This window comes from Terriglobia bacterium (assembly GCA_020072845.1).
Lineage (GTDB): Bacteria > Acidobacteriota > Terriglobia > Terriglobales > Acidobacteriaceae > JAIQGF01.
This window is the reverse complement of sequence record JAIQGF010000012.1, coordinates 85556-105974: the sequence shown is the minus strand read 5'-3', so window position 1 is coordinate 105974 and position 20419 is coordinate 85556. Positions and strand designations below refer to the sequence as shown.

20 protein-coding genes and 1 pseudogene are annotated in these 20419 nt (G+C 61.8%); 7 read left to right on the top strand and 14 right to left on the bottom strand.

Annotation, left to right across the window (positions count from 1 at the left end; translation table 11 throughout):
• The 3 genes from LAN70_14085 to LAN70_14075 form a co-directional block, all read right to left on the bottom strand.
• The coding region (locus tag LAN70_14085; protein ID MBZ5512280.1) for a GAF domain-containing protein at positions 1–461 on the bottom strand (461 nt) is incomplete at its 3' end.
• Between the two features lie 108 nt (positions 462–569).
• Complete coding sequence (gene tatC / locus LAN70_14080; GenBank protein MBZ5512279.1) at positions 570–1394, bottom strand: twin-arginine translocase subunit TatC; 825 nt, start codon at positions 1392–1394, stop codon at positions 570–572.
• Positions 1387–1803, bottom strand: coding sequence for a TatA/E family twin arginine-targeting protein translocase (locus LAN70_14075; GenBank protein ID MBZ5512278.1), 417 nt, complete (start codon positions 1801–1803; stop codon positions 1387–1389). Before LAN70_14075 ends, tatC begins: the two co-directional genes overlap by 8 nt.
• A 194-nt stretch (positions 1804–1997) precedes the next feature.
• On the opposite strand from LAN70_14075, the gene LAN70_14070 reads away from it, so the two are divergent.
• Positions 1998–2663: a hypothetical protein gene (locus LAN70_14070; protein ID MBZ5512277.1), complete on the top strand. Its 666-nt coding sequence runs from the start codon at positions 1998–2000 to the stop codon at positions 2661–2663.
• Between the two features lie 2 nt (positions 2664–2665).
• Here the strand turns inward: LAN70_14070 and LAN70_14065 are convergent, their stop codons facing one another.
• On the bottom strand, positions 2666–3715 hold the full coding sequence (locus LAN70_14065) for a site-specific DNA-methyltransferase (GenBank protein MBZ5512276.1): 1050 nt from the start codon (positions 3713–3715) through the stop codon (positions 2666–2668).
• Positions 3716–4141: 426 nt separating this feature from the next.
• Between LAN70_14065 and LAN70_14060 the strand changes: the two genes are divergently transcribed.
• A complete protein-coding gene (locus tag LAN70_14060) occupies positions 4142–4786 on the top strand; it encodes a hypothetical protein (protein ID MBZ5512275.1) in 645 nt (214 codons plus the stop codon).
• Between the two features lie 216 nt (positions 4787–5002).
• Positions 5003–6610 carry a S41 family peptidase gene (locus LAN70_14055; GenBank protein MBZ5512274.1) on the top strand — a complete coding sequence of 536 codons (1608 nt, stop codon included), beginning with the start codon at positions 5003–5005 and terminating at the stop codon, positions 6608–6610.
• 129 nt (positions 6611–6739) lie between these two features.
• On the opposite strand, the gene LAN70_14050 is transcribed toward LAN70_14055, so the two are convergent.
• A complete protein-coding gene (locus tag LAN70_14050) occupies positions 6740–7270 on the bottom strand; it encodes a response regulator (protein ID MBZ5512273.1) in 531 nt (176 codons plus the stop codon).
• A gap of 215 nt (positions 7271–7485) precedes the next feature.
• On the opposite strand from LAN70_14050, the pseudogene LAN70_14045 reads away from it, so the two are divergent.
• Positions 7486–8550: pseudogene (locus LAN70_14045) on the top strand (NADH:flavin oxidoreductase/NADH oxidase).
• A gap of 196 nt (positions 8551–8746) precedes the next feature.
• On the opposite strand, the gene LAN70_14040 reads toward LAN70_14045, so the two are convergent.
• From LAN70_14040 to LAN70_14020, 5 genes are all read right to left on the bottom strand, one after another.
• Positions 8747–11902 (bottom strand): efflux RND transporter permease subunit, encoded by a 3156-nt coding sequence (locus LAN70_14040; protein ID MBZ5512272.1) that lies wholly within the window; start codon positions 11900–11902, stop codon positions 8747–8749.
• A complete protein-coding gene (locus tag LAN70_14035; protein ID MBZ5512271.1) occupies positions 11899–13074 on the bottom strand; it encodes an efflux RND transporter periplasmic adaptor subunit in 1176 nt (391 codons plus the stop codon). Before LAN70_14035 ends, LAN70_14040 begins: the two co-directional genes overlap by 4 nt.
• Before the next feature lie 188 nt (positions 13075–13262).
• A complete protein-coding gene (locus LAN70_14030) occupies positions 13263–13871 on the bottom strand; it encodes a TetR/AcrR family transcriptional regulator (GenBank protein ID MBZ5512270.1) in 609 nt (202 codons plus the stop codon).
• Positions 13872–13983: 112 nt separating this feature from the next.
• A complete protein-coding gene (locus LAN70_14025; GenBank protein MBZ5512269.1) occupies positions 13984–14241 on the bottom strand; it encodes a hypothetical protein in 258 nt (85 codons plus the stop codon).
• A 133-nt stretch (positions 14242–14374) separates the two neighbouring features.
• A complete protein-coding gene (locus LAN70_14020; GenBank protein ID MBZ5512268.1) occupies positions 14375–15004 on the bottom strand; it encodes a CPBP family intramembrane metalloprotease in 630 nt (209 codons plus the stop codon).
• A 185-nt stretch (positions 15005–15189) separates the two neighbouring features.
• Between LAN70_14020 and LAN70_14015 the strand changes: the two genes are divergently transcribed.
• On the top strand, positions 15190–16794 hold the full coding sequence (locus LAN70_14015) for a tetratricopeptide repeat protein (GenBank protein MBZ5512267.1): 1605 nt from the start codon (positions 15190–15192) through the stop codon (positions 16792–16794).
• 2 nt (positions 16795–16796) lie between these two features.
• On the top strand, positions 16797–18185 hold the full coding sequence (locus LAN70_14010) for a nodulation protein NfeD (GenBank protein ID MBZ5512266.1): 1389 nt from the start codon (positions 16797–16799) through the stop codon (positions 18183–18185).
• Here LAN70_14010 and LAN70_14005 read toward each other — a convergent pair whose 3' ends face one another.
• The 3 genes from LAN70_14005 to LAN70_13995 are packed head-to-tail and all read right to left on the bottom strand — an operon-like array spanning position 18186 to position 18953.
• Positions 18186–18350, bottom strand: coding sequence for a hypothetical protein (locus tag LAN70_14005; protein MBZ5512265.1), 165 nt, complete (start codon positions 18348–18350; stop codon positions 18186–18188).
• Positions 18351–18548: a hypothetical protein gene (locus LAN70_14000; protein ID MBZ5512264.1), complete on the bottom strand. Its 198-nt coding sequence runs from the start codon at positions 18546–18548 to the stop codon at positions 18351–18353.
• A gap of 27 nt (positions 18549–18575) precedes the next feature.
• Entirely contained in the window at positions 18576–18953 is a 378-nt protein-coding gene (locus LAN70_13995) for a hypothetical protein (protein ID MBZ5512263.1), read from the bottom strand.
• 84 nt (positions 18954–19037) lie between these two features.
• Between LAN70_13995 and LAN70_13990 the strand changes: the two genes are divergently transcribed.
• Complete coding sequence (locus LAN70_13990) at positions 19038–19307, top strand: hypothetical protein (GenBank protein ID MBZ5512262.1); 270 nt, start codon at positions 19038–19040, stop codon at positions 19305–19307.
• Between the two features lie 25 nt (positions 19308–19332).
• On the opposite strand, the gene LAN70_13985 is transcribed toward LAN70_13990, so the two are convergent.
• Complete coding sequence (locus LAN70_13985) at positions 19333–20232, bottom strand: phosphatidylinositol kinase (GenBank protein ID MBZ5512261.1); 900 nt, start codon at positions 20230–20232, stop codon at positions 19333–19335.
• Between the last annotated feature and the right edge of the window lie 187 nt (positions 20233–20419).

Here is a 20419-nt window from a genome sequence, read left to right as displayed (position 1 = left end):
CTGCAAATCAGGGCGCCGATTACATCGGCCACTCGCTTTAGCACTTCAACATCGTCTTCCATGAAGTTGTAGGCTAGGGCGGAGTGCATTTCCAGCACGCCCACCGGTCTGCCTGCCACGCACACCGGAGCGGCCACCACCGCAGCGATTTTCGCCCGCCCGCAGGCTTCGGCATTGATGATGCCGCGCGCATCGGAAGCAGTGTCTTCGCAATCCACCACCGCGCCGCTGCGCAGACATTCCTCGCGGATCGCGGCAGCGGGGTGAGGCGCGCTGTCGGGTGGCGGCGTGTTTCCGACGCTGGCCTGCAACACATTGGCGCGGCCGTGGTTCAGGGTGACGGCACATCCGTCGGCACGGGTCGCCGTACACACGTATTCCAGCATTAGCTGCAATGCCTTGCGGTCTTGCTCAGCCTGCAAGCTTTCCGCGGCCTCCGCCTTGGCGCCACCGGCTTCCATGCGGCTCAGGGTAGGTCATTGGACGTTTATTATCAATATCAATGACCTCCTGGCTTCAGCCACAACGTAGCTCTTCCTGCGCCTTGTTCCTTGAGCCTTGCGCCTTGCCTACTCGCTGCTGGCAGCTTCCGCTTCCTTTTCCTTTTCCTTGCGGGCTTTCCGCCGCGCCGGACTCACCAGCCAGGCGATCAGGATGCTCACGACATAGAGCACCACCATGGGCGCCGCGAACAGGCACATGTTCAGGATGTCGGTGGTCGGCGTCACGATGGCCGCGATGATGAAGATCACCAGGATCGAGTAGCGCAGGTTGCGCCACATCCACCCTGCGCTGATCACGCCCATCAGCGAGAGGAAGAACACCAGGATCGGCATCTCGAAAATGATGCCCAGCCCGAGGATGATGGTCAGGAACAGGTCGGTATATTCGCCGATCGTGATCATCGGCTGGAATTGCGCGCCGTAGCCGATCAGGAAATCCAGCGCCGCCGGGTACACCATTTTGTAGCCGAACAATCCGCCGGCGATGAACAGGCCCACCGACGAAATCATGAAGGGCGTCACGTAGGTCTTTTCGTGCCGGTACAGGCCGGGCGCGATGAACGCCCACACCTGGTAGAGCACGAAGGGCGAGGCGAGGAACACGCCGGCAATGAAGCCGACCTTCAGGTACATGTTGAAGGGCTCGGTCGGATTCAGGTACACCAGCTTCTGGTCGAGATGATGGTTGCGCAGCGCCTCCATGATCGGCACCTGCATGTAGCCGTAAATCTTTTCGGCGTAGCCGAAGCAGATGCCGAAGCCGGCGGCCACGAACACCAGCGACCAGATGATGCGCCGGCGCAGCTCCTCGAGGTGATCGAGGAAGCTCATGCTCGCCATTTTTTCGGAGACGGCCTTGCGCGCCGCGGCGGCGGGATCGAACTCAGACATCGGCGGCCTTGGCGGGATGATCGGCGGGCGCAGGCGCAGCGCCCTGCGCAGTGGCCGCATCGTGCACCGAGGCGGCATCGGGCGCGGGCGTCACAGCGGCGTCGAGCGTCGTCGGGGCATCGAGCGCGGGCGCGGGGTCGTGCAGAGCGACGGCGGCGACCGTGGGCGCGGTGTTGGCCACGCTTCCTTGCGGCGGCAGGATCTGCGGCTCGGACGCGCGTTTCACGGTCTCTTCCAGCTCCAAATTCCTGATTTCGCCTTCGATTTGCGACTTGAACTCGTTGCTGGCCTTCTTGAATTCGCCCATGGCTTTCCCGATCTGCCTTCCGATTTCGGGCAGCTTCCGCGGCCCGAAGATAATCAGGGCCAGCAGGAAGATGAAAATCATTTCGGGTAAGCCGAGGTTCATGGCTCACATAATACTGCGCGCTGTGTCTTTCGGTCTATCGGTCAGTCGGTGTTTCGGCGGTCGGCGGTTGGCAATCCGTGCCCAATCCGCCTCTTGGCGCTAAATACAAGTCAACCTCTTAGTAAACATCGAGATAGGGGATGGCAGCTTAACATTGTCGCAACTTGCTCGCGCCGCAGGCATATGTCGAGTGGATGAACGCGCATCTCGGTTTCAACCCGAGATCGCAGGGGCACTCGAATGCCCTCGCCGACTTCGTCGTTGCCGATCTCCGGGAATCGTGCCGCGCACTGGCAAAAGACCTTGCTTCGGAAAAGTTAAAGCCCGTCAAGAACGCCGATGTCCGCACTCGGGTTGCGTCACGAAACGTCGATCTGACATTTGTTGAACCGAGTTTGGGTCCGGGAACCGTTCGGGCCGCTGTCGAGAACAAGACGATTATGACGGCGCACGGAAAGGCGAGATGGAATCGCTACGGCGATTTAATCGCTTACTGTAATCATGTCCACAATCACCGGCCCGATTGCATTGCCGCCGCCATCGTGATCGTCAACTGCTGCCCAGTGTATGAAAATCCCGATGCATCTGCGAAGGGCTTGGTGCGTCCGCGGTTCGACATGCAAAAGGTGGTGAAGGACACAATAAAGATATTTGCGGACATTCCGCTCCGCTCATCGGCCGATGATCCGAATGACCAACCGGAAGCCCTGGCCGTGATAGTCGTGAACTACGATGGAAAGAACCCCGCCAAGCTCATAACAGACGAACTCTCGCCGAAACCGGACAGTCCAATTCGCTACGAAGCATTTCTGCAAACGTTTTGCAGTTTGTATAGGAAGCGATTCGGTACGGGCCGCTAATTTCAGTGTGTCGGCTGTTCCCGTCGCTTAGACGAGGATGATTTTCCTCGCAAGTGGGTGTTGACCTGAACGGCCCCGAACAGCCGGTCGGTACCGTTTGCCAGCCGTGTGACGGCCATGTCGAAATAATGTTCGTCCACTTCGACGCCGATGCTATTGCGGCCCGTCAGAGCTGATGCAAGGCTGGTTGTTCCAGTGCCAAGAAATGGGTCGAGCACCGTGTCACCAACAAAGCTGAACATTCTGACTAGTCGAGTCGCTAACTCAAGCGGAAACGGCGCAGGGTGATCTCTAGTCGAAGCGCCTGTGACGTCTGTCCATATCTGCTGGAACCATTTCTGATGGTTCGCGGCGGAGATGACGCTTAGTATCCTGGTGCTGACGGACGGTTTGCGGTATGCGCCATACTTCCGCTGCATGAGTACAAACTCAACATCATTCTTCACGACAGCGTTGGGTTCATACGGTTTTCCCAGAAACCCGGAGGAACCATTCTCGACCTCGTGCTTGGCGTTAGCGATCTTGTACCAGAAGATCGGTGCGAGATTATCGAAGCCGATGGCACGGCAATGCTCTTGAATGGAAGCATGCAGCGGCACGACCATATGACGACCGCCGTTATTGCGGCGCGACAAGCAAACATCACCAACTACTACGATGAGCCGACCGCCGGGTACGAGTACGCGCCGACATTCCTGCCAGACTTTGTCGAGTTCCAAAACAAACTTCTCGTAGTCGTTTATGAAACCGAGCTGGCCTTCTGACTGGCGGTATTCCTTCAACGTCCAGTAGGGAGGCGATGTTACGACCAGGTGCACGGACTCGGACGCAACCTCCGCAAGTCGCCGGCGTGCATCGCCCCGGTGGAGATCGTGAACGGTCGGAATTCGCGGAATGATGGAATCTATCAAGGCCGTCAGCCTTGGATTTTTTGCAATGCGTGGGAGGTCGGTTTGCGGGTCTCGGATGTTGTTCAGTTCTAATGGGAGGAATCTTTCGTGGGCGCCGCTGCCGCCACAATCGTGCGGGTGTATTGGCGTGGTCGTGATCATGGGGGAGCGCTGACCCACTTTAGCACTTCCTAAGTACACAGCAGGAAGCCAGAGGCTATGTCAGCTTTAGCTTACGCCCAAGAATCTCCCGTGCGCACCGATTTGATGCTCTCTTACTCATCCGCCGCTTTCTTGTCAAGCCCCCAAAACCCGAAGTTTCCCCGCAAGCTATTGAAAACGCCTGAGAAATATCGCCGCCGTATGTGGCGGGTTTTCCCTCCCAATTTGCTACGCTTAAAGTAGGGACTACTATGTCCGGCTCTTTGACATCGTGGCTTCCACCGCAGGTTGGTCGCACATCCATCGCCGACCACCAAGCACCAGCCGCTGACCACCCGCTCCCCCAGGTTACCTGCCGATTCCCCAGGTTACCTGGAGCTAACTCATTGATTCCACACACCATCCCCCGGGAGGGGGGTATAACCTATGCCCGTTGCCAAACTCGATAACGCTCCCCGCTGCCAGCACACCAAGCTCAACGGCGCCCCCTGCGCCGCACCTGCCCGCCGCGGACGCAACTATTGCGTCTTCCACGACGCCGCCCACGCCAAGCAGCCCGACGACACCCTCCGCATGGTCGAGGACGCCATGAGCCTGCAATACGCCCTCTTCCAGGTCATGCGCCTCCTCACCGACAAGGCCGTGGACACCAAGCGCGTCGCCCTCATGCTCTACGCCCTGCAGATCGCTGCCTGCAACCTCAAGCGCCTCCATGAGGAAACGCAGGAAATCGCCAACTCCGCCGACATGGCCGGCGAAAAATCGCTAATGAAGGAATTACTCGAGGTATTGCAAATCCCGGAAACCGAAGCCGAACGCATGGCGGAAGAGTCGGCCGCCGAGCAGGAGCGTGAGAATCCGTCGTCTCAGACCCACACCATCAAGGCCTGCGCCTGCGACACTGGTCAACCAACCGCTAATTCTAGAGACGTGTCATTCCGAGCGAGGACGCGCCGGCAGGCCCGCGCGCCCGGTGGAGCCTGTCCTGAGCGCAGCGAAGGAGCGACGCGGGCTGCCGCCGCGCGTCCGAGTCGAGGAACCTGCTTTTCAGTGGCACGCATGAGCTCTTGAAAAAGCAGATTCCTCGCTCCGCTCGGAATGACACTCCTTTGCGGTTGTGCCTGGCGCCTGAAACTTGCCGCCTGGAACCTTGCGCCTCTGGTACTTTCGTACCTTTCGGGGGACAAAATGCCCGTAAATGCCCCGAAAAGCCCGTGTTATACTGCGAACAGCTCACGGTGAGGACATCGTTCGCGTCTTCGTCGCACCGGAAGGATTTCTATCAACATGCTCCGTGGCGCTCGCCGATCCCTTCTCCTGGTCGTCCTGGTCATCCTGGTATGTGGCTTCCTGGGCGCGCTGTTTGGTCAGCGTGTCAGCCCCTCGCAGCCGTCCTCCGACACCGACGTGCGCGACAGCCTGCGCTCGTTCTCCCAGGTCTATGACGTGGTCGAGCAGAACTACGCCGAGCCGGTGAACGCCGACAAAGCCATCTTCAACGGCGCCATTCCCGGCATGCTGCGGGTGCTCGATCCGCACTCCAACTTCTTCGATCCCAAGTCGTACTCGCTGCTGCGCGAAGAGCAGCGCGGCAAGTACTACGGCGTGGGCATGTCGGTGGGACCGCGCAACAACAAAGTCATCGTGCTGATGCCGTTCGTGGGCACGCCGGCATATAAAGTCGGCATCCATCCCGGCGACGTGATCGCCGCCGTGGACGGCAAGCCCACCGACAACCTGAGCACCAGCGAAGTCGCCGACCTGCTCAAGGGACCCAAGGGCACGCAGGTGCGCATCACCATCCTGCGCGAGGGCGCCCCCAAGCCGATGGAGTTCACCGTCACGCGCGACGAGATTCCGCGCTACAGCGTGGACCTGCATTTCCTGATCCGCCCGGGCATCGGATACCTGCACGTCACCGGCTTCCAGGAGACGACCGACAAGGAAGTCCAGGACGCACTCGATCAATTCGGCGAGTTGAAGGGCCTGATCCTCGATCTCCGCCAGAACCCCGGCGGGCTGCTGAGCGAGGGCGTCGGCGTGGCCGACAAGTTCCTGCCCAAGGGCGCGGTGATCGTGTCACACCACGGGCGCTCGTCGCCGGAGAAGGTGTATCGCGCCAGCCACGGCAACGGCGGACGCAACTACCCGATCGTCGTGCTGGTAAACAAGGGCACGGCGTCGGCCGCCGAGATCGTCGCCGGCGCCATTCAGGACCACGACCGCGGGCTCGTCGTCGGCGAGAACACCTTCGGCAAGGGCCTGGTGCAGACCGTTTATCCGCTGTCGGAGAACACCGGCCTGGCGCTGACCACCGCCAAGTACTACACCCCCAGCGGGCGGCTCATCCAGCGCGATTACAGCAGCGTCTCCCTGTATGACTACTACTACAACCGCGACAACGGCGAGAACGGCAGCGCCAATCGCGAAGTCAAGATGACCGACAGCGGCCGCGCGGTGTACGGCGGCGGCGGCATCACCCCCGACGTCAAGGTCCCGGCCATCAAGACCAATCACTTCCAGGACACGCTGCTGCAGCACTACGCGTTCTTCAATTTCGCCAAGCACTACCTCATCAACCGCCACATCCCCAAGACCTTCGAAGTGGATGACCAGGTGATGCTGGAATTCCGCAGCTTCCTCACCGACCAGAAAATTGCCTGGTCGGAAGCGGAGCTGGCGCCGGTGAACGATTGGATCCGCGCCGGCATCAAGAGCGAAATGTTCATTGACGAGTTCGGCCAGGTCGAGGGCCTGAAGGTCCGCGCGGAAGCTGATCCGCAGGTGCAGAAAGCGCTCGACCTGCTGCCCAGGGCAAAAGAACTCGCCGACAACGCGCGCCGCACCATCGCCGAACGCAACAGCGCGCGCAACAATCCGCCCAGCAATCGGTAGGAAAACAGTTGCCAGTTGCTAGTTTCTAGTTGTTAGGCAAAACGAGATCAATGAAGAAAGGGCACGCAAAAATCCATGCCCTTTTCGTTTTTCTGTTTTTTTCTCCGCGTCTCGGTGGTGAAATGCTGGTCAGGCTGCGACGTGAAGATCGGCCACGCACTTCCTGACCTCCTCCAATACCTCCTTGTCGTTCCACTTGCATGCCACTCCGTGCGCGCCCAGATACTGCAGGTACTGCTCCGAGAAAGGATGCCGCGCCGCCGAATGCATCACCACGCAGGGCGTCCACAACTGCCCTCGGCGCAGCAGCTTCAACAAGCGCTCGCAGTTCAGATCGGGCGGATGATCGCCCACCAGCAGGACATCAAAGCGGCTGGCGTCCATCAATTTCAGGGCCTCGTTCAGCTCCCATGCGGTGGTAGTTTCATATCCTTGTTCCTCCAGTACACGTTCCAGGGCGATGAGTACGGATTCATCACTGTCCACGATGAGAATTTTCTTGTTCTGCGTGCGCATGGCACTTGCCTCCTGTTCAGGGAGTTCACACACGTAGCGGGCAGCAGAAAGCAGAACCGGGACCCGCAGAAGCGGCCCGCATAGCACACAAGGATTACGGGAGATGGCGCAACTGAGACAATCGCGCTGAAAGATGGTGCTCATGGGAACTTCTATCCCAAGCTGCAGGACAGGTACCCGGCTAGGGTTAGCTTACTCCCCCCGGCCGCCGTTTTCAGCCATTACTTTGGTACCGGCAAGGGGCGCCATTCCCAAATTAGTGACGCGGTTCCGGCTTGGTTTTCGGTTGTCGTTTTCGGCTTTCCCTTTCCAATTCCCCGATTCCGCGGTCCGGCAATTCCGCAATTTACAATGCTTCCATGTCCGACCTGTTCGCGCCTTTCTCGCTTCGCGGAGTCACGCTGCGCAACCGCATCGTCGTTTCCCCCATGTGCCAGTACTCGAGCCACGACGGATTTGCCAACGACTGGCATTTCGTCCACCTCGGAAGCCGTGCCGTCGGCGGCGCCGCGCTGATCTTCACTGAAGCCTCCGCGGTCACGCCCGACGGGCGCATCAGCCCCGACGATCTCGGCATTTACCAAGACGGACACGTCGAATTTCTCTCCCGAATCGTCAAGTTCATCCATGCCCAGGGCGCGCTTGCCGGCCTGCAATTGGCGCACGCCGGGCGCAAGGCCTCGACCGACGCACCCTGGCGCGGGGGCAAGCCGCTGGACGAAGCGCATCGCGGCTGGCGTCCCATCCTGGCGCCCAGCGCGATTCCGTTCGGCGACGGCTACCAGGTTCCCAAAGCGATGGACGAATCCGACATCCGCGCCGTCGTCAGCGCCTTTGCCGCCTCGGCGAAACGCGCTCTGGACGCCGGTTTCGACGTGATCGAAATTCACGCCGCGCACGGATACCTGCTGCACTCGTTCCTCTCGCCGCTCTCGAACCAGCGCGCCGACCGCTACGGCGGCTCATTCGCGAATCGCATCCGCCTGCTATGCGAGGTGGTGTCGGCGGCGCGCGGAGTGTGGCCGCAAGACAAGCCGCTGTTTGTGCGAATTTCGTGTACCGATTGGGAGGAAGGCGCCTGGGACATCGCGCAGTCGGTGGAACTGGCGCGCCAGTTGAAGCCGCTGGGCGTGGACCTGATTGATTGTTCCAGCGGCGGCATCGCGCCGCACATCAAGATTCCCGTAGGAGCGGGATACTAGGTGGAATTTGCCGAGCGCATCCGCCGCGAAGCGCCGATCGCCACCGGCGCGGTGGGCATGATCACCTCCGCGCAGCAGGCGGACACCATCGTGCGCAGCGGCCAGGCCGACGTGGTGGTGATGGCGAGGGAATTTCTGCGGCAGCCGTACTGGCCCTTGCGCGCGGCCAAGGAACTCGGCCACGACTTCCCGTGGCCAAAGCAGTATGAGAGAGCGAAATAGGCGTTGGCCAATCGGCTCGCGATTTCAGCCGTCCCTACGGGACTCTGATCTGAAGCCGCATGGTTCCCGGCGCTGAAGCGCCGGGCTACTGTCATTCGCCCCTGCGGGGCTGGCGAGTCTTTGACCTCAGTTTGAAAAACCAGAGCCAAAGCACAGCCGCTGATTTTCCTGAAGCCTGACGCCTGAAGCCTGGAGCCTAATCCGCCATCACCGGTTCCTCGCGCTCGTCGGCCGCCGCTTCCGCTTCCGGTTTCTTGAATTTCCTGCGCGACCACTGCTGCGCCCGGTCGAGGTAGATGTAGAACACGGGCGTGATGTACAGCGTCAACAACTGCGAGAATACCAGCCCGCCGACCACGGCCAGCCCCAGCGGCCGGCGCGACTCCGCCCCCGCGCCGATACCCAACGCGATGGGCAACGTGCCCATGAGCGCGGCCATGGTGGTCATCATGATCGGGCGGAAGCGCACCAGGCAGCCATAGTAGATGGCGTCGGCCGCCGTCTTGCCGGCATTGCGCTGCGCGTCGAGCGCAAAGTCGATCATCATGATGGCGTTCTTCTTCACGATGCCCACCAGCATGATGATTCCCACAAACCCGTACAGATTCAGGTCGAGGTGAAAGAGCTTGAGCGTGAGCAGCGCGCCCACGCCCGCCGCCGGCAGACCGGACAAAATCGTGATCGGGTGAATAAAGCTCTCGTACAAAATCCCCAGCACGATGTAGATGACCAGGATGGCCATGATGAGCAGGATGCCCATGCCCTTGAACGACGACTCAAACGCCTGCGCCGCGCCCTGGAAACTGGTGGTGATCGAGTCGGGCAGCACGCGGCGCGAAACGCGGTTGATCTCATCGACCGCGTCGCCCAGCGCCACGCCCGGCTTCAGGTCGAAGGAAACCGTGACCGCCGGCAACTGCCCGAGGTGATTGATCGCCATCGGCCCCAAGTCGCGCCGCAGGTGGGCCAGCTCCGACAGCGGAACCAGTTGCGGGGTGCAGCCGGTCTGGGTTTGGCAAGAGCGCACGTAGAGCAGCGACAGCGCCGAAGGATCCATCTGGTATTCGGGCTTCAATTCCATGACCACGCGATAGGCATTGTTGGGCGCGTAGATGGTGGAAATCTGGCGCGAGCTGTACGCGGTGTAGAGTGCGTCCTCGATCTGCGTGGCGGTCACGTTCATGGTGGCAGCCTTGTCGCGATCGATCACGAGGTTCACCTGCGGATTTTTCATCAGCAGGTCGCTGGTCACGTCCTGCAGGATGGGGCTCTTGCGCAGCTCGGCTTCCAGCTTGGGGGCGTAGTCGTACAAGTCCTTGGTGTCGGGGCTCTGCAGGGTGTACTGGTACTGGCTCTTGGTGAGCTGGCCGCCGATGCGGATGAGCGGCGGATTCTGCAGGAAGCTCTGGATGCCGGGAATTTTCGCCACGATCGGACGCCAGCGCTGCATCATGGCGTCCACGCCCGGGCGCTCGCCGAGCGGCACAAAGCGCGCCACCATGAATCCCTGGTTGGTGGCGCCGCGCGGCACCGCCGCGAAAAACGTGCTCACGTACTTGCCGTCGGGCGAGTCCAGGATGGCGCGCGCCACCGCCACCTGGTGCGCCTTCATGTCTTCGAAGGAAATGCCCTGCACCGCCTCCGTCATGATGTAGATCTGGCCCTGGTCCTCGCTGGCGAGAAAGCCCTTGGGGATGGTGACGAACAGGTAGCCGGTGGCGACCAGCACCGCCGCCGAAACCGCCATGACCGTGAGCTTGTGCCGCAGCACCACCTGCAGGGTTTTGTCGTACAGGTGCAACATGCCGTCGAAGAATTTCTCCGACAGCAGGTACAGCTTGCCATGTTTGATCTCGGCGTAAGGCCGCAGGATGCGGCTGCACAGCATCGGCGTCAGGCTCAGCGAGACGACGCCCGACACCAGGATGGCCGCCCCGATGGTCACCGCGAACTCGTGCAGCAGGCGGCCCACGATGCCGCCCATGAACAGCACCGGGATGAACACCGCCGCCAGCGACAGCGTCATGGAGACAATGGTGAATCCAATCTCGCGCGATCCGCGCAAGGCCGCCTGCATCGGCTTTTCGCCGTGCTCCATGTGGCGCACGATGTTTTCCAGCATCACGATCGCGTCGTCCACCACGAAGCCCACCGAGAGCGTCATCGCCATCAGCGACAGGTTGTCGAGCGAGTAGTTGAGCGCGTACATGACCGCGAACGTTCCCACCAGCGAGAACGGCAACGCCAGGCTGGGAATAAAGGTCGCCGACAGGTTACGCAGGAACAGGAAGATGACCAGGATCACCAGAATGAGCGACAGGAAGAGGGTGAATTTCACGTCGTCCACGGACGAGCGGATCGTCTTCGAGCGGTCGTACAGGGTGTCCAGGGAAACCGAGGCCGGGATCTGCGAGCGGAACGACGGCAGCAGCGCCCGGATGCTGTCCACTACCTCCACCGTATTCGTCCCGGGCTGCTTCTGGATGGCGAGCACGATGGCGCGGTTGAGATTGTGATCGGGACCGGCGTACCAGCTCGCCGTCTTGTCATTCTCCACGCTGTCGAAGACGTTGCCCAGTTCGCCCAGGCGCACCGGATTGCCGTTGCGGTAGGCAACAATCAGCGGCCGGTACTGGTCGGCATTGGTGAGCTGCCCGTTGGCCAGCACGGTGAATGCCTGCCGGTTGCCCCAGAGCGTGCCCGTCGGCAGGTTGACGTTGCCGCTCTGCACGGCCAGGTTCACTTCGTCAATGCCGATCTGGTGGGCCGCCAGCTTCTTGGGATCGAGCTGCGCCCGCACCGCGTACTTCTGGGCACCATAAACCATCACCTGCGCCACGCCGCTGACCATGGAGATGCGTTGCGCCATCAAGGTCTCGGCATATTCGTCCACGTCGGAGAGCCGCAATGTCGGCGAGCTGACCGACAAATACAGTACCGGCTGGTCGGCCGGGTTTACCTTCTGGTACGTCGGCGGGGCGGGCAGGTCCTGCGGCAGGTCACGGCCCGCCTTGGCGATCATCGCCTGCACGTCCTGCGCCGCCGCGTCGATATTGCGGGTCAGGTTGAATTGCAGGGTGATGGACGAGGTCCCCAGCATGTTGGTGGACGTCATCTGGTCCACCCCGGCGATGGTGGAGAACTGCTTCTCCAGCGGCATGGCCACCGCCGACGCCATCGTGTCCGGGCTTGCTCCGGGCAGCGCCACGCTCACCTGGATGGTGGGGAAATCCACGTTGGGCAGATCGCTCACCGGCAGCGCGCGATAGCCCATGATGCCGAACAGAAGGATAGCCAGCATGACCAGCGTGGTCATCACCGGGCGCCGGATAAAAAGTTCCGCGATGCTCACAGTCCGTTACCCTGCCGAGCTGCCGGCTGCGTCGCCGCTTCCGTATTGCTGGCCGCGTTCGCCGGTTTCGACAACGCCACTTTCCTTCCGGGCGTCAGCCGTACTTGGCCGTCGGTGACCACCTGTTCGCCGGCGCGCACGCCCGAAGTAATCACCGAATCGCTGCCGACAACTCGCGACACCGTCACGTTGCGCAATTCCGCGGTGTTGTCCGGCTTGACCACGAAAACGTATTGCCCGTTCTGTCCCGTCTGCACCGCCGCGCTGGGAATCAGCACGGCGTTCTTGTCGGTGCTCAGCGTCAGGCTGACATCGGCGAATTGTCCCGGCCACAGCCGGCGATCATGGTTGGCGAAGGTCGCCTTCAGCTTGATCATGCCCGTCGCCGGGTCCACGGTGTTGTCAATGAAGGTGAGTATGCCCTCCGCGGGCTTGGGTTCGTTGGGCACCCGCACCATCACCGCCAGCTTGCGGCTGGCCTGGGACCTCTTGATCTCCGGCAGGTACATCTCCGGAACCGCAAAGGTAGCGTAGATGGGCTCGACCTGGTTGATGCTGAGGATCGGAATGTCGTTCGCCTTGACCACGTTGCCCCGGTGCACCAGCAGGTTGCCGGTGCGCCCATCAATCGGCGAATAAATGGTGGTATAGGTCAGGTTGACCTTGGCCGTCTCCACCGCCGCGCGATCGGCCTCCACCGCCTGCTTCAAGGCGTCGGCCGCAGTCGTGATCTGGTCGTACTGCTCGCGCGATACTACCCCCTCTTTGAACAGCGCGGCATAGCGCGTCGCCTGCGCGTGCGCATTGGCCTCCTGCGCCAGATCGCGCGCCAGGTTGCCCTGCGCCTGCGCCAGCGCCGCCTGGTAGGGCCGCGGGTCAATCACGAACAGCAGGTCGCCGCGGCGCACGTCCTGCCCTTCGGTGAACCCCTCCTTGGTGATTTCGCCGGCGATCATGGACTTCACCTGCACGTTGGAATACGCCTCCACCGTGCCCACCGCTTTGACCTCCAGCGGAATGTCGCGCTGCATCGCCGCCGCCACCACCACCGGCGCGGCCGCATCCACCGGCGGTCCCGCCTTGGTCTTGCCGCACGCGGACAGCAGCACGAGAGCGGAAAATGTGACCAGCACCGCGATCCGAGAATTTCTAGTTATGAGTAGACAATTCATGATTCAGAACCTGAAAAGCCTTTACACAGCATGGTGACTCCCGGCAAACGCGAGGTCTTTCGGCTCGGTCCCAACGCGCTCAAAAGCGGGGCGCGTTGGCCCTCGCTCAGGATGACACACGTTAGGAGTCAATTCCTACGCTCTCGCACTCCTTAAGTCTTCAATCTTCAATCGTCAATCTGCAATATTCAATCCTTTTCCATCCCATGCAACCACACGTCCACCAGGGTTGCGCTGACGTGCTGCGGATCGAAGGTCTGCACCCGCTTGCCCCCGAACAGCTCCTGAATCTGGAAGTGATACCAGACCATGCCCAGGAAGCCGCGCGCGGCCAGCAGCGGGTCCACGTCGCGGAAGCGACCGGCCGCGATCCCGCGCCGGATGTAATCGGCCAGCAGTTCCAGATATTGCGCCACATGGGTGCGGAAAAAGCGGTGTGTCAGCTCGTGGTTCTCGAGCGCGGTGTAGAGCAGCAACCGGCTGAGGGTGACGTCGCGGCTCAGCATTTCTTCGGCGATCGCCGTCAGCAGCTCGCGGTCGCTGCCGCCCGCCGCCAGCTTGGTTTCCAGGCGCGCCCGTCCGCCGCGCACCCGGATCTGGTTCTCGATCACCGCCCAGTACAGCTCTTCCTTCGTCGGAAAATGGCGAAAGATGATCGCCTCATTGACGTGCACTTGCTGAGCGATCTGGCGCGTTGTCGTCCCTTGGTATCCCTGCCGTGCGAACAGCTCGGTGGCCAGTTCCAGGATCTGCTGACGTCGCTCCTCCGCCGGAATTCTGACCTGGGAGGCCGACATTGTAAGTACCCGCTTACTATTTATCCGAGGTACTCAGGGAAGTCAATCGGAAAGCGGGGTTAGCTCACAAACGGAGAGGGCCACCGTTGTCGGGCAGGGCGCTTCGGAGGCATCAGACGACCTTCGGATCGGTCGGGTCGGAAACTGCCGGGAGTCTCTTGGCCGGCGCTTCGCCACACAACTTGCGCATAAAGCTTTCCCATTCGGAATCTGCACCCGACGTCCGCTGGTGCCAGGCGCGGAAGCTCCACCATCCCTCCGAGTCCCACCACTCGCGGAAGCTTTCCACCATCTCGGCCGGCAATTGGATCTGCGCGCGCCACTTCTGACCTTCGTCGCAGCGCTGCTCGCGGTCGTCGTCGGACATCATGTTCGTCCCCCCAGAACCTGCCTCCATTGAATCGTGGCTTGGTGCGGAGAGCCAGATATCGCGCGTAATCGGAAGTTGCCCGGAGGTAACGGTCAACCAGGGGGAAAAGGCGCCGGCGAGCGGCCCCCCGGTGCTACCGGACCATAAAGTGCAGATACGAAATCCCCACCCGCATGTGCCGTAGCCAAGCATCCGGCACCGTCACTGCCAGTGACAATCCCAGCAACGCGTGTGCGATTCCCAGCGGGTAAAGGTTGCGGTACCGCCGGAACAGCGACAGAAAAAACACCGCCGCCAGCAGCGTTCCCGCCATCAACACCGGGTTGGGAAGGTGCGCGAAGCAGAACAGCGCAGCCGCTCCCCACAGCGCGCGCCGGCTGTCGCCGAGCAGTTCCTCGAGGTTCAGGAAGAAGAATGAATTCAGGATGAACTGCTGCATCAGCGCCCAGATGGCGTAGCCGCTGGAATGCCACAACAGAGGGTGCGTGCCGAATAAGCCGCGCAGTGTTCCTGCCTTCCAGCCGATCAGCACAATGACCGAGGCCGCAGCCAGGGCAACCGGGATGGCGATCAGGGAATTCACGAATCCCCGCGTGCCCAGGCCGAGTTGGCGCAGGGACCGCCGGTTGAGCAGCGTCGCCACCACAATCCACACTGCGGCCGCCAGCGCAAAGATGCGCTGCGTGGGGCCCTCGGTCCACAGCGAAGCCTCCAGCAGGCTGTAGGCCACGACCATCTGGCTCCATCCCCAGGTTGGGTTCATTTGAGCTGTAACCAATCTTAAGCGCTCAGGGACGCTGCGTACGCGCTCGCTGCTGGCGTTTCGACCTCCCCTGTCGTGGCGGGGTTGCGGCAGCCGTGTTCAAATCGAGAGTTGCGGCATGGGGCTCTGCGGCGTCCTCCGGTCACCGATTTACCCGGTCGGCTGCGGCTATAATCGGAGGTGTCTTGAGCTCTCTTTCGCGATATTCCGCACTGCTTCTTCTCGTCCTGGCCGCCCTGGGCGCCGCCGCCCAGATGCGTCCCGCCAATCCCTCGGCCCAGACCCTGCTGGTGCTGCCGTTTGAAAACGAGTCTAAGGCGCCCGGCCTGGAGTGGATTAGCGAATCCTTCCCCGAAGTGCTCGGCCAGCGGCTGGCCTCGCCGCTGCTCTACATCGTCTCGCGTGACGACCGCAGTTACGGCTTCGACCGCGCCGGCATCCCTGCCAACGTCCATCTTTCGCGCGCCACGCTCTACCGCATCGCCGAGCAAATGGATGCCGACTATGTGGTGCTCGGCGCCTACAACTTCGACGGCCAGGCGTTCACCGCGCGCGCGCAATTGCTCGACATGAAAGCGCTCCGCCTTTCGCCCGAGCAAAAGCAATCGGGCGCGCTGGTGAAGCTGATTGACGTCCAGACCGCGCTCGCCTGGGACCTGCTGCGCCTGGTGCATCCCGAACTGCTGCCCTCGCGCAACCAATTCATCACCGCCGCGCCTTCCATCCGGCTTGACGCATTCGAAAACTACGTGCGCGGCGTGGTCGCCACCTCGCGTCCGGTGAAGATCAAGTTCTTCCGCGAAGCCATCCGCCTCAGCCCGGACTACACGCAAGCCATGCTGCATCTCGGGCGCACCTACTTCGACGGCCGCGACTACGAGCAGGCGGCGACGTGGTTCGCGCGTGTTCCCCGCAGCGATCCCGCGGCGCGCGAAGCCAGCTTCTATCTGGGCCTGGCCGGCTATTACATGGGCGACTTCGCCAAATCGGAAGACGCGTTCGCCTTCGTTGCCTCCCGCCTGCCGCTCACCGAGGTGTACAACAACCTCGGCGTGGTCGCCGGGCGCCGCGGGAAGCACAGCGAGATCGAATACCTGCAGCAGGCAGTCAAAGCCGATCCCAGCGATCCCGACTATCACTTCAACCTCGGCATTGCGCTCTACAAGGCAAGCGACCTCGCCGGCGCTGCACGCCAGTTGCGCGAAACCCTGGCCCTGCGTCCCGCCGATTCGGAAGCCAAGGCGCTGCTCGAATCGATCGCCCCGCTGGCGACCGCGGCGGCGTTGCGCACCTCGGACCGGCCCGCGGCGACCGGCAAAGTCCCTCTCCAACGCATCAAGCGCAACTACGACGAGACTTCATTCCAGCAACTGGCGCTGGAGATCCAAAACGCTGCCGAGCTGCGCTTGTCGCAGACCGACCCGCACACGCACGCGGAATTCCACGTCACTCGCGGGCGCGAATACCTGGCGCAGGGATTCAAGGTGGAGGCGGAACGCGACTTCCGGGAGGCGGTTCAGCTTGATCCCACCAACGCCGACGCGCATGTCGGCCTGGCATGCGTGCTGGAGGACATCAACGAGCCCTCCGCGCGCGCCGAAGCCCAGACCGCGCTCCGCCTGCAGCCCATCTCCACCGACGCGTTGCTGGTGCTGGCGCGCCTTGATCTGAAAACGAACCAGGCGCAATCCGCCGAACAGATCGTGGACCGCGTGCTGGCGCTGGAACCGAACAACTCGGCCGCATTAGCGCTGAAGCGAACGATTTCGGATAAACTCGGAACTAGATAGCCATGACCGCCAAACTGCATTGCCGATTGCCGATTTTCGATTGCCGATTGCAAAGCCGCCTCTCTCCGCCAATCGACAATCGACAATTGACAATCAGAAATGGTTTTAGGACGCTGTTCGCAATCCTGATTTCGTTATTGTTCCTGACGCCTATCGCGCGCGCGGAAGTTCTCCGCCTCGACATCAACGACACCATTCACCCCATCACGCTGGAATACATCACCCGCGGCATCGAAGCCGCCAAGGCGCAGCACGCCGACGCCATCCTGATCCGGCTTTCGACGCCCGGCGGCCTGGCCGAATCGACGCGCGAAATCATCCAGCAGATCGTGGCTTCGCCCGTGCCGGTCATCATCTACGTCGCGCCCAGCGGCGCGCGCGCCGCCTCGGCCGGGTTCTTCATCCTGGAGGCCGCCGACGTCGCCGCCATGGCGCCCGGCGCCAACACCGGCGCGGCCCATCCGGTCACGCTCGGCGGCGGCCAGCCCGACAAGATCATGGCGGAAAAAATGGAGAACGATTCCGCCGCCCTCATGCGCTCCGTGGTCGCCAAGCGCGGCCGCAACGTCGAGGTCGCCGAAAGCGCCGTGCGCCAGTCCAAGTCCTTCACCGACCAGGAAGCACTCAAGGACCACCTGATTGACGTGGTCGCCCCCAACCAGGAAGACCTGTTGAAGCAACTCGATGGCCGCGAGATCACGCGCTTCAACGGCGACAAGGTCACGCTCCATCTGGTGAACAAGCCGGTGCGCGATTTCGAAATGACGCTCAAGCAGAAGATCCTCGCCTTCCTCATGGATCCCAACATGGCGTTTGTGCTTCTCGCCATCGGACTGCTGGCGCTCTACGTCGAGTTCAACCATCCCGGCGCCATCGTCCCCGGCGTGGTCGGATTCTTCTTCGTTGTCCTTGCCGTCTTCGCCTTGAACATCCTGCCGGTGCGCTATACCGCGCTGGCGCTGATCCTGGTGTCGTTCGTCTTCTTCACACTGGAGGCGAAGTTCGCCTCGCATGGCGTTCTCACCATCGCCGGCATCGTGTCGCTGGTCTTCGGCGCGCTGTTGCTGGTGGACGCGCCCATCCCGCAGATGCGCGTGCGTCTCTGGACCGCGCTCGCCGTCGCCGTTCCACTTGGCCTGATTACGACGTTCCTGATGGGAATCGCGCTCAAGGCCCGCCGCGGCAAGATCACCACCGGCGCGCAGGGACTGGTCGGCGAAATCGCCGTCGCCCGCACCCCGCTGACCCCGCAGGGAAGGGTCTTCGTCCACGGCGAACTGTGGAACGCCATTTCCTCCGCCCCGTGCGACGCCGGCGAGCAGGTGCGCGTCCGCGCCGTGGCCGATCTGCATTTGGAAGTCGAGCCGGTGAGGGTCACGACCGCAAAATAGTTACCGCCGCAGCCGCCCGTCGTCGCCCAATGCGAACAAGCCCGACTGCGCAATGCGCTCGGAGAACGCGGCCTGTTCCATCGTCAAATAGAGCCCGTCCGGCTGCCGGTGTTTCGCCCGGAATTTTCTGGCGTGTTCTTCTGACCAGAAGAATACGGTCTGCATTCAATAGTCGTGAATGATGTTGGGGCCGTGGAAGCTCTGCCAATTCATGTCGGGTTCAAACAACAAGGGCGATGCGCCCGGCGAGAGGACCCGCCAGCGCAGATCATCATCAACTTCGATGGCGATCGGGAGCGAGCAATGACGGCAACTCGACTCGATGCGGACCCGCAGTTGCTCTCCCCGCAGGCGTCCTTGCACGAAGGACGTGGCAAACGCGTCCTCCGCTCAAGCCCCAAAAGTCTTTTCTCCGGTCGAGAAGGTCAGCCGATGTGGCGTCCGCGAGGTCGTCACCGGAAATGCCCAACCCACGTTGCCGCCGGCATCGCGCACCAGAAAGAACAGATGCTGTTCCAGGTCGGCGAGAATCCGCGTCACTTCGTGGAGCTCGAGGCCGGTGGTCTGCGCGATTCGGCCGGGGCGCAGGGGGCGGCGTTGCCGCGGCAATTCGCGTACCACGAAGTCGCGGACCAGATGGTGCCGGCGCGTCATGAATGCCAGGCGCGCGGTCATGCGCGCCGGAAGATTGTGCATGGCTTGCACGAATCCGTCTTCCGGCAGGGTGAGGATGTCGCGGCCGACGCCGTGCAGGATTGGCGCGCTCATCGTCGCCCCTTTTTGCCGGCAGGTGCGCTCCGGACAACGAAAGCGCGGTTGCCATCGGCTGTAGTGATGTGGTACATATGTACCATGGTAACACAACCGGAACGGCCGCGCGAGATCCAGCGGGTGCAAACGGGGATCCGGATCGAGAAACGGCTTTTGAAGGTTCTCAAGGCCGTCGCCGAACTGAAAGACTTGGCGGTCGGCGACCTGCTGGAAGGAATCCTGCTGCACGTTTTCGAGGGCAAGACGCCCTTCTCCGGAGCAACGCTCCGGCAGATCGGCGAATTCAAGAAGATTTACGGGTGCGACTTAAAGGCGTCCGACAGTCACCAATTGAAGGAGCGCCGGCGATGAATGCAACCAGCGGCAAAGGCCGGTTTCATGGTTTCGGCTGGTTGATGGGCCCCGTTTTCGAACGAATCTGCGGGACCGGGCTCGGCAGAGCGCGGGAACGCGCGGCGGGGTAGCTGGATGCGGATTGGCGCCAGTTCCGAAACGGGTCGACGGCTGAGTGTTTCAGGTCGGCGATGATGCGACGAAGACGCCGCTGCCGGAGTATCAACTGACTGACCAGTTGCGCAAGACCAAGTGCGTCCTGGTCATACCAGACAGGAGATGTGCTGTCAGCAATTTCCCAGATTTCCTGAGCGTCCAGCGATTCCACGCGCGTAAGCCACGGTTCAAAGCTTTCCCAGCCGGTTACCTGCAAATAGACCTCACGCCAGTCATAGAGGCCGTACCGCGGCGAGTCAGGGAAATCCCAGTGCGTTGCGTTGAAGCAGTGTCCTTGATCAACAAAAACTGCCGAGTACCAGGCGCTTTCAGGCGTGGCAACGAAGACGGCCTGGCGTCGATCGGTATTGCATGTCCACTTGTCGAAGGCCACAGCGCCGATGAATGCGGCGAGGTTCTTGACTCGTGGCAAGCACGCAGCCGGAAGGAGATCGGTAACCATGCCTTCCTGCGGATTCACCGCGAACCGCGAGCCGAAATGAACGCCTTCGCGGCACGCAGCCCGGCCGCTCGGTAGTTCGAAAGACAGTTCAGGAGTCGAACGGATCAACCAGGGCGAAATTTCGACTGCGGCGACCTCCGGCACCGGCAGGCCGATCCGCTGAGCTAAGCGAGACGCGATCCAGTCATTCGCCAGCATCCGCACACCCTGTGGGTTGTTAGTGAATTTCACAACATAAAGGTGAGAATCGCTCGCTCGAAGAAGCTGTGCTTGCGATCCGCCCCGCATTCTGCGCACATGCTGCACGGCCGTCAGTGGCTTCATGTTCTAGATATCCGGTGGACACGAGATGCAAGTGGCCGGCCACGGACCGCAAGACGTTTCGCGGCCGAACTCGCAGCGGGTCGCAAGGTGGAATGCGCTTGTCCGGCAAGATCTGTCTTATGCGCGCAGAAAGAAACCCACGGCGCAGTTCTTGCAGCCTTGCCTTGGCCAATCGGCGGGGTTGAGT

Coding starts and splice junctions, on each gene's coding strand:
- tatC (MBZ5512279.1), bottom strand. CDS start 1,394: ATGTCTGAGTTCGATCCCGCCGCCGCGGCGCGCAAGGCCGTCTCCGAA.
- LAN70_14075 (MBZ5512278.1), bottom strand. CDS start 1,803: ATGAACCTCGGCTTACCCGAAATGATTTTCATCTTCCTGCTGGCCCTG.
- LAN70_14070 (MBZ5512277.1), top strand. CDS start 1,998: ATGAACGCGCATCTCGGTTTCAACCCGAGATCGCAGGGGCACTCGAAT.
- LAN70_14065 (MBZ5512276.1), bottom strand. CDS start 3,715: ATGATCACGACCACGCCAATACACCCGCACGATTGTGGCGGCAGCGGC.
- LAN70_14060 (MBZ5512275.1), top strand. CDS start 4,142: ATGCCCGTTGCCAAACTCGATAACGCTCCCCGCTGCCAGCACACCAAG.
- LAN70_14055 (MBZ5512274.1), top strand. CDS start 5,003: ATGCTCCGTGGCGCTCGCCGATCCCTTCTCCTGGTCGTCCTGGTCATC.
- LAN70_14050 (MBZ5512273.1), bottom strand. CDS start 7,270: ATGAGCACCATCTTTCAGCGCGATTGTCTCAGTTGCGCCATCTCCCGT.
- LAN70_14035 (MBZ5512271.1), bottom strand. CDS start 13,074: ATGAATTGTCTACTCATAACTAGAAATTCTCGGATCGCGGTGCTGGTC.
- LAN70_14030 (MBZ5512270.1), bottom strand. CDS start 13,871: ATGTCGGCCTCCCAGGTCAGAATTCCGGCGGAGGAGCGACGTCAGCAG.
- LAN70_14025 (MBZ5512269.1), bottom strand. CDS start 14,241: ATGATGTCCGACGACGACCGCGAGCAGCGCTGCGACGAAGGTCAGAAG.
- LAN70_14020 (MBZ5512268.1), bottom strand. CDS start 15,004: ATGAACCCAACCTGGGGATGGAGCCAGATGGTCGTGGCCTACAGCCTG.
- LAN70_14010 (MBZ5512266.1), top strand. CDS start 16,797: ATGACCGCCAAACTGCATTGCCGATTGCCGATTTTCGATTGCCGATTG.
- LAN70_14005 (MBZ5512265.1), bottom strand. CDS start 18,350: ATGCAGACCGTATTCTTCTGGTCAGAAGAACACGCCAGAAAATTCCGG.
- LAN70_13995 (MBZ5512263.1), bottom strand. CDS start 18,953: ATGAGCGCGCCAATCCTGCACGGCGTCGGCCGCGACATCCTCACCCTG.
- LAN70_13990 (MBZ5512262.1), top strand. CDS start 19,038: ATGGTAACACAACCGGAACGGCCGCGCGAGATCCAGCGGGTGCAAACG.
- LAN70_13985 (MBZ5512261.1), bottom strand. CDS start 20,232: ATGAAGCCACTGACGGCCGTGCAGCATGTGCGCAGAATGCGGGGCGGA.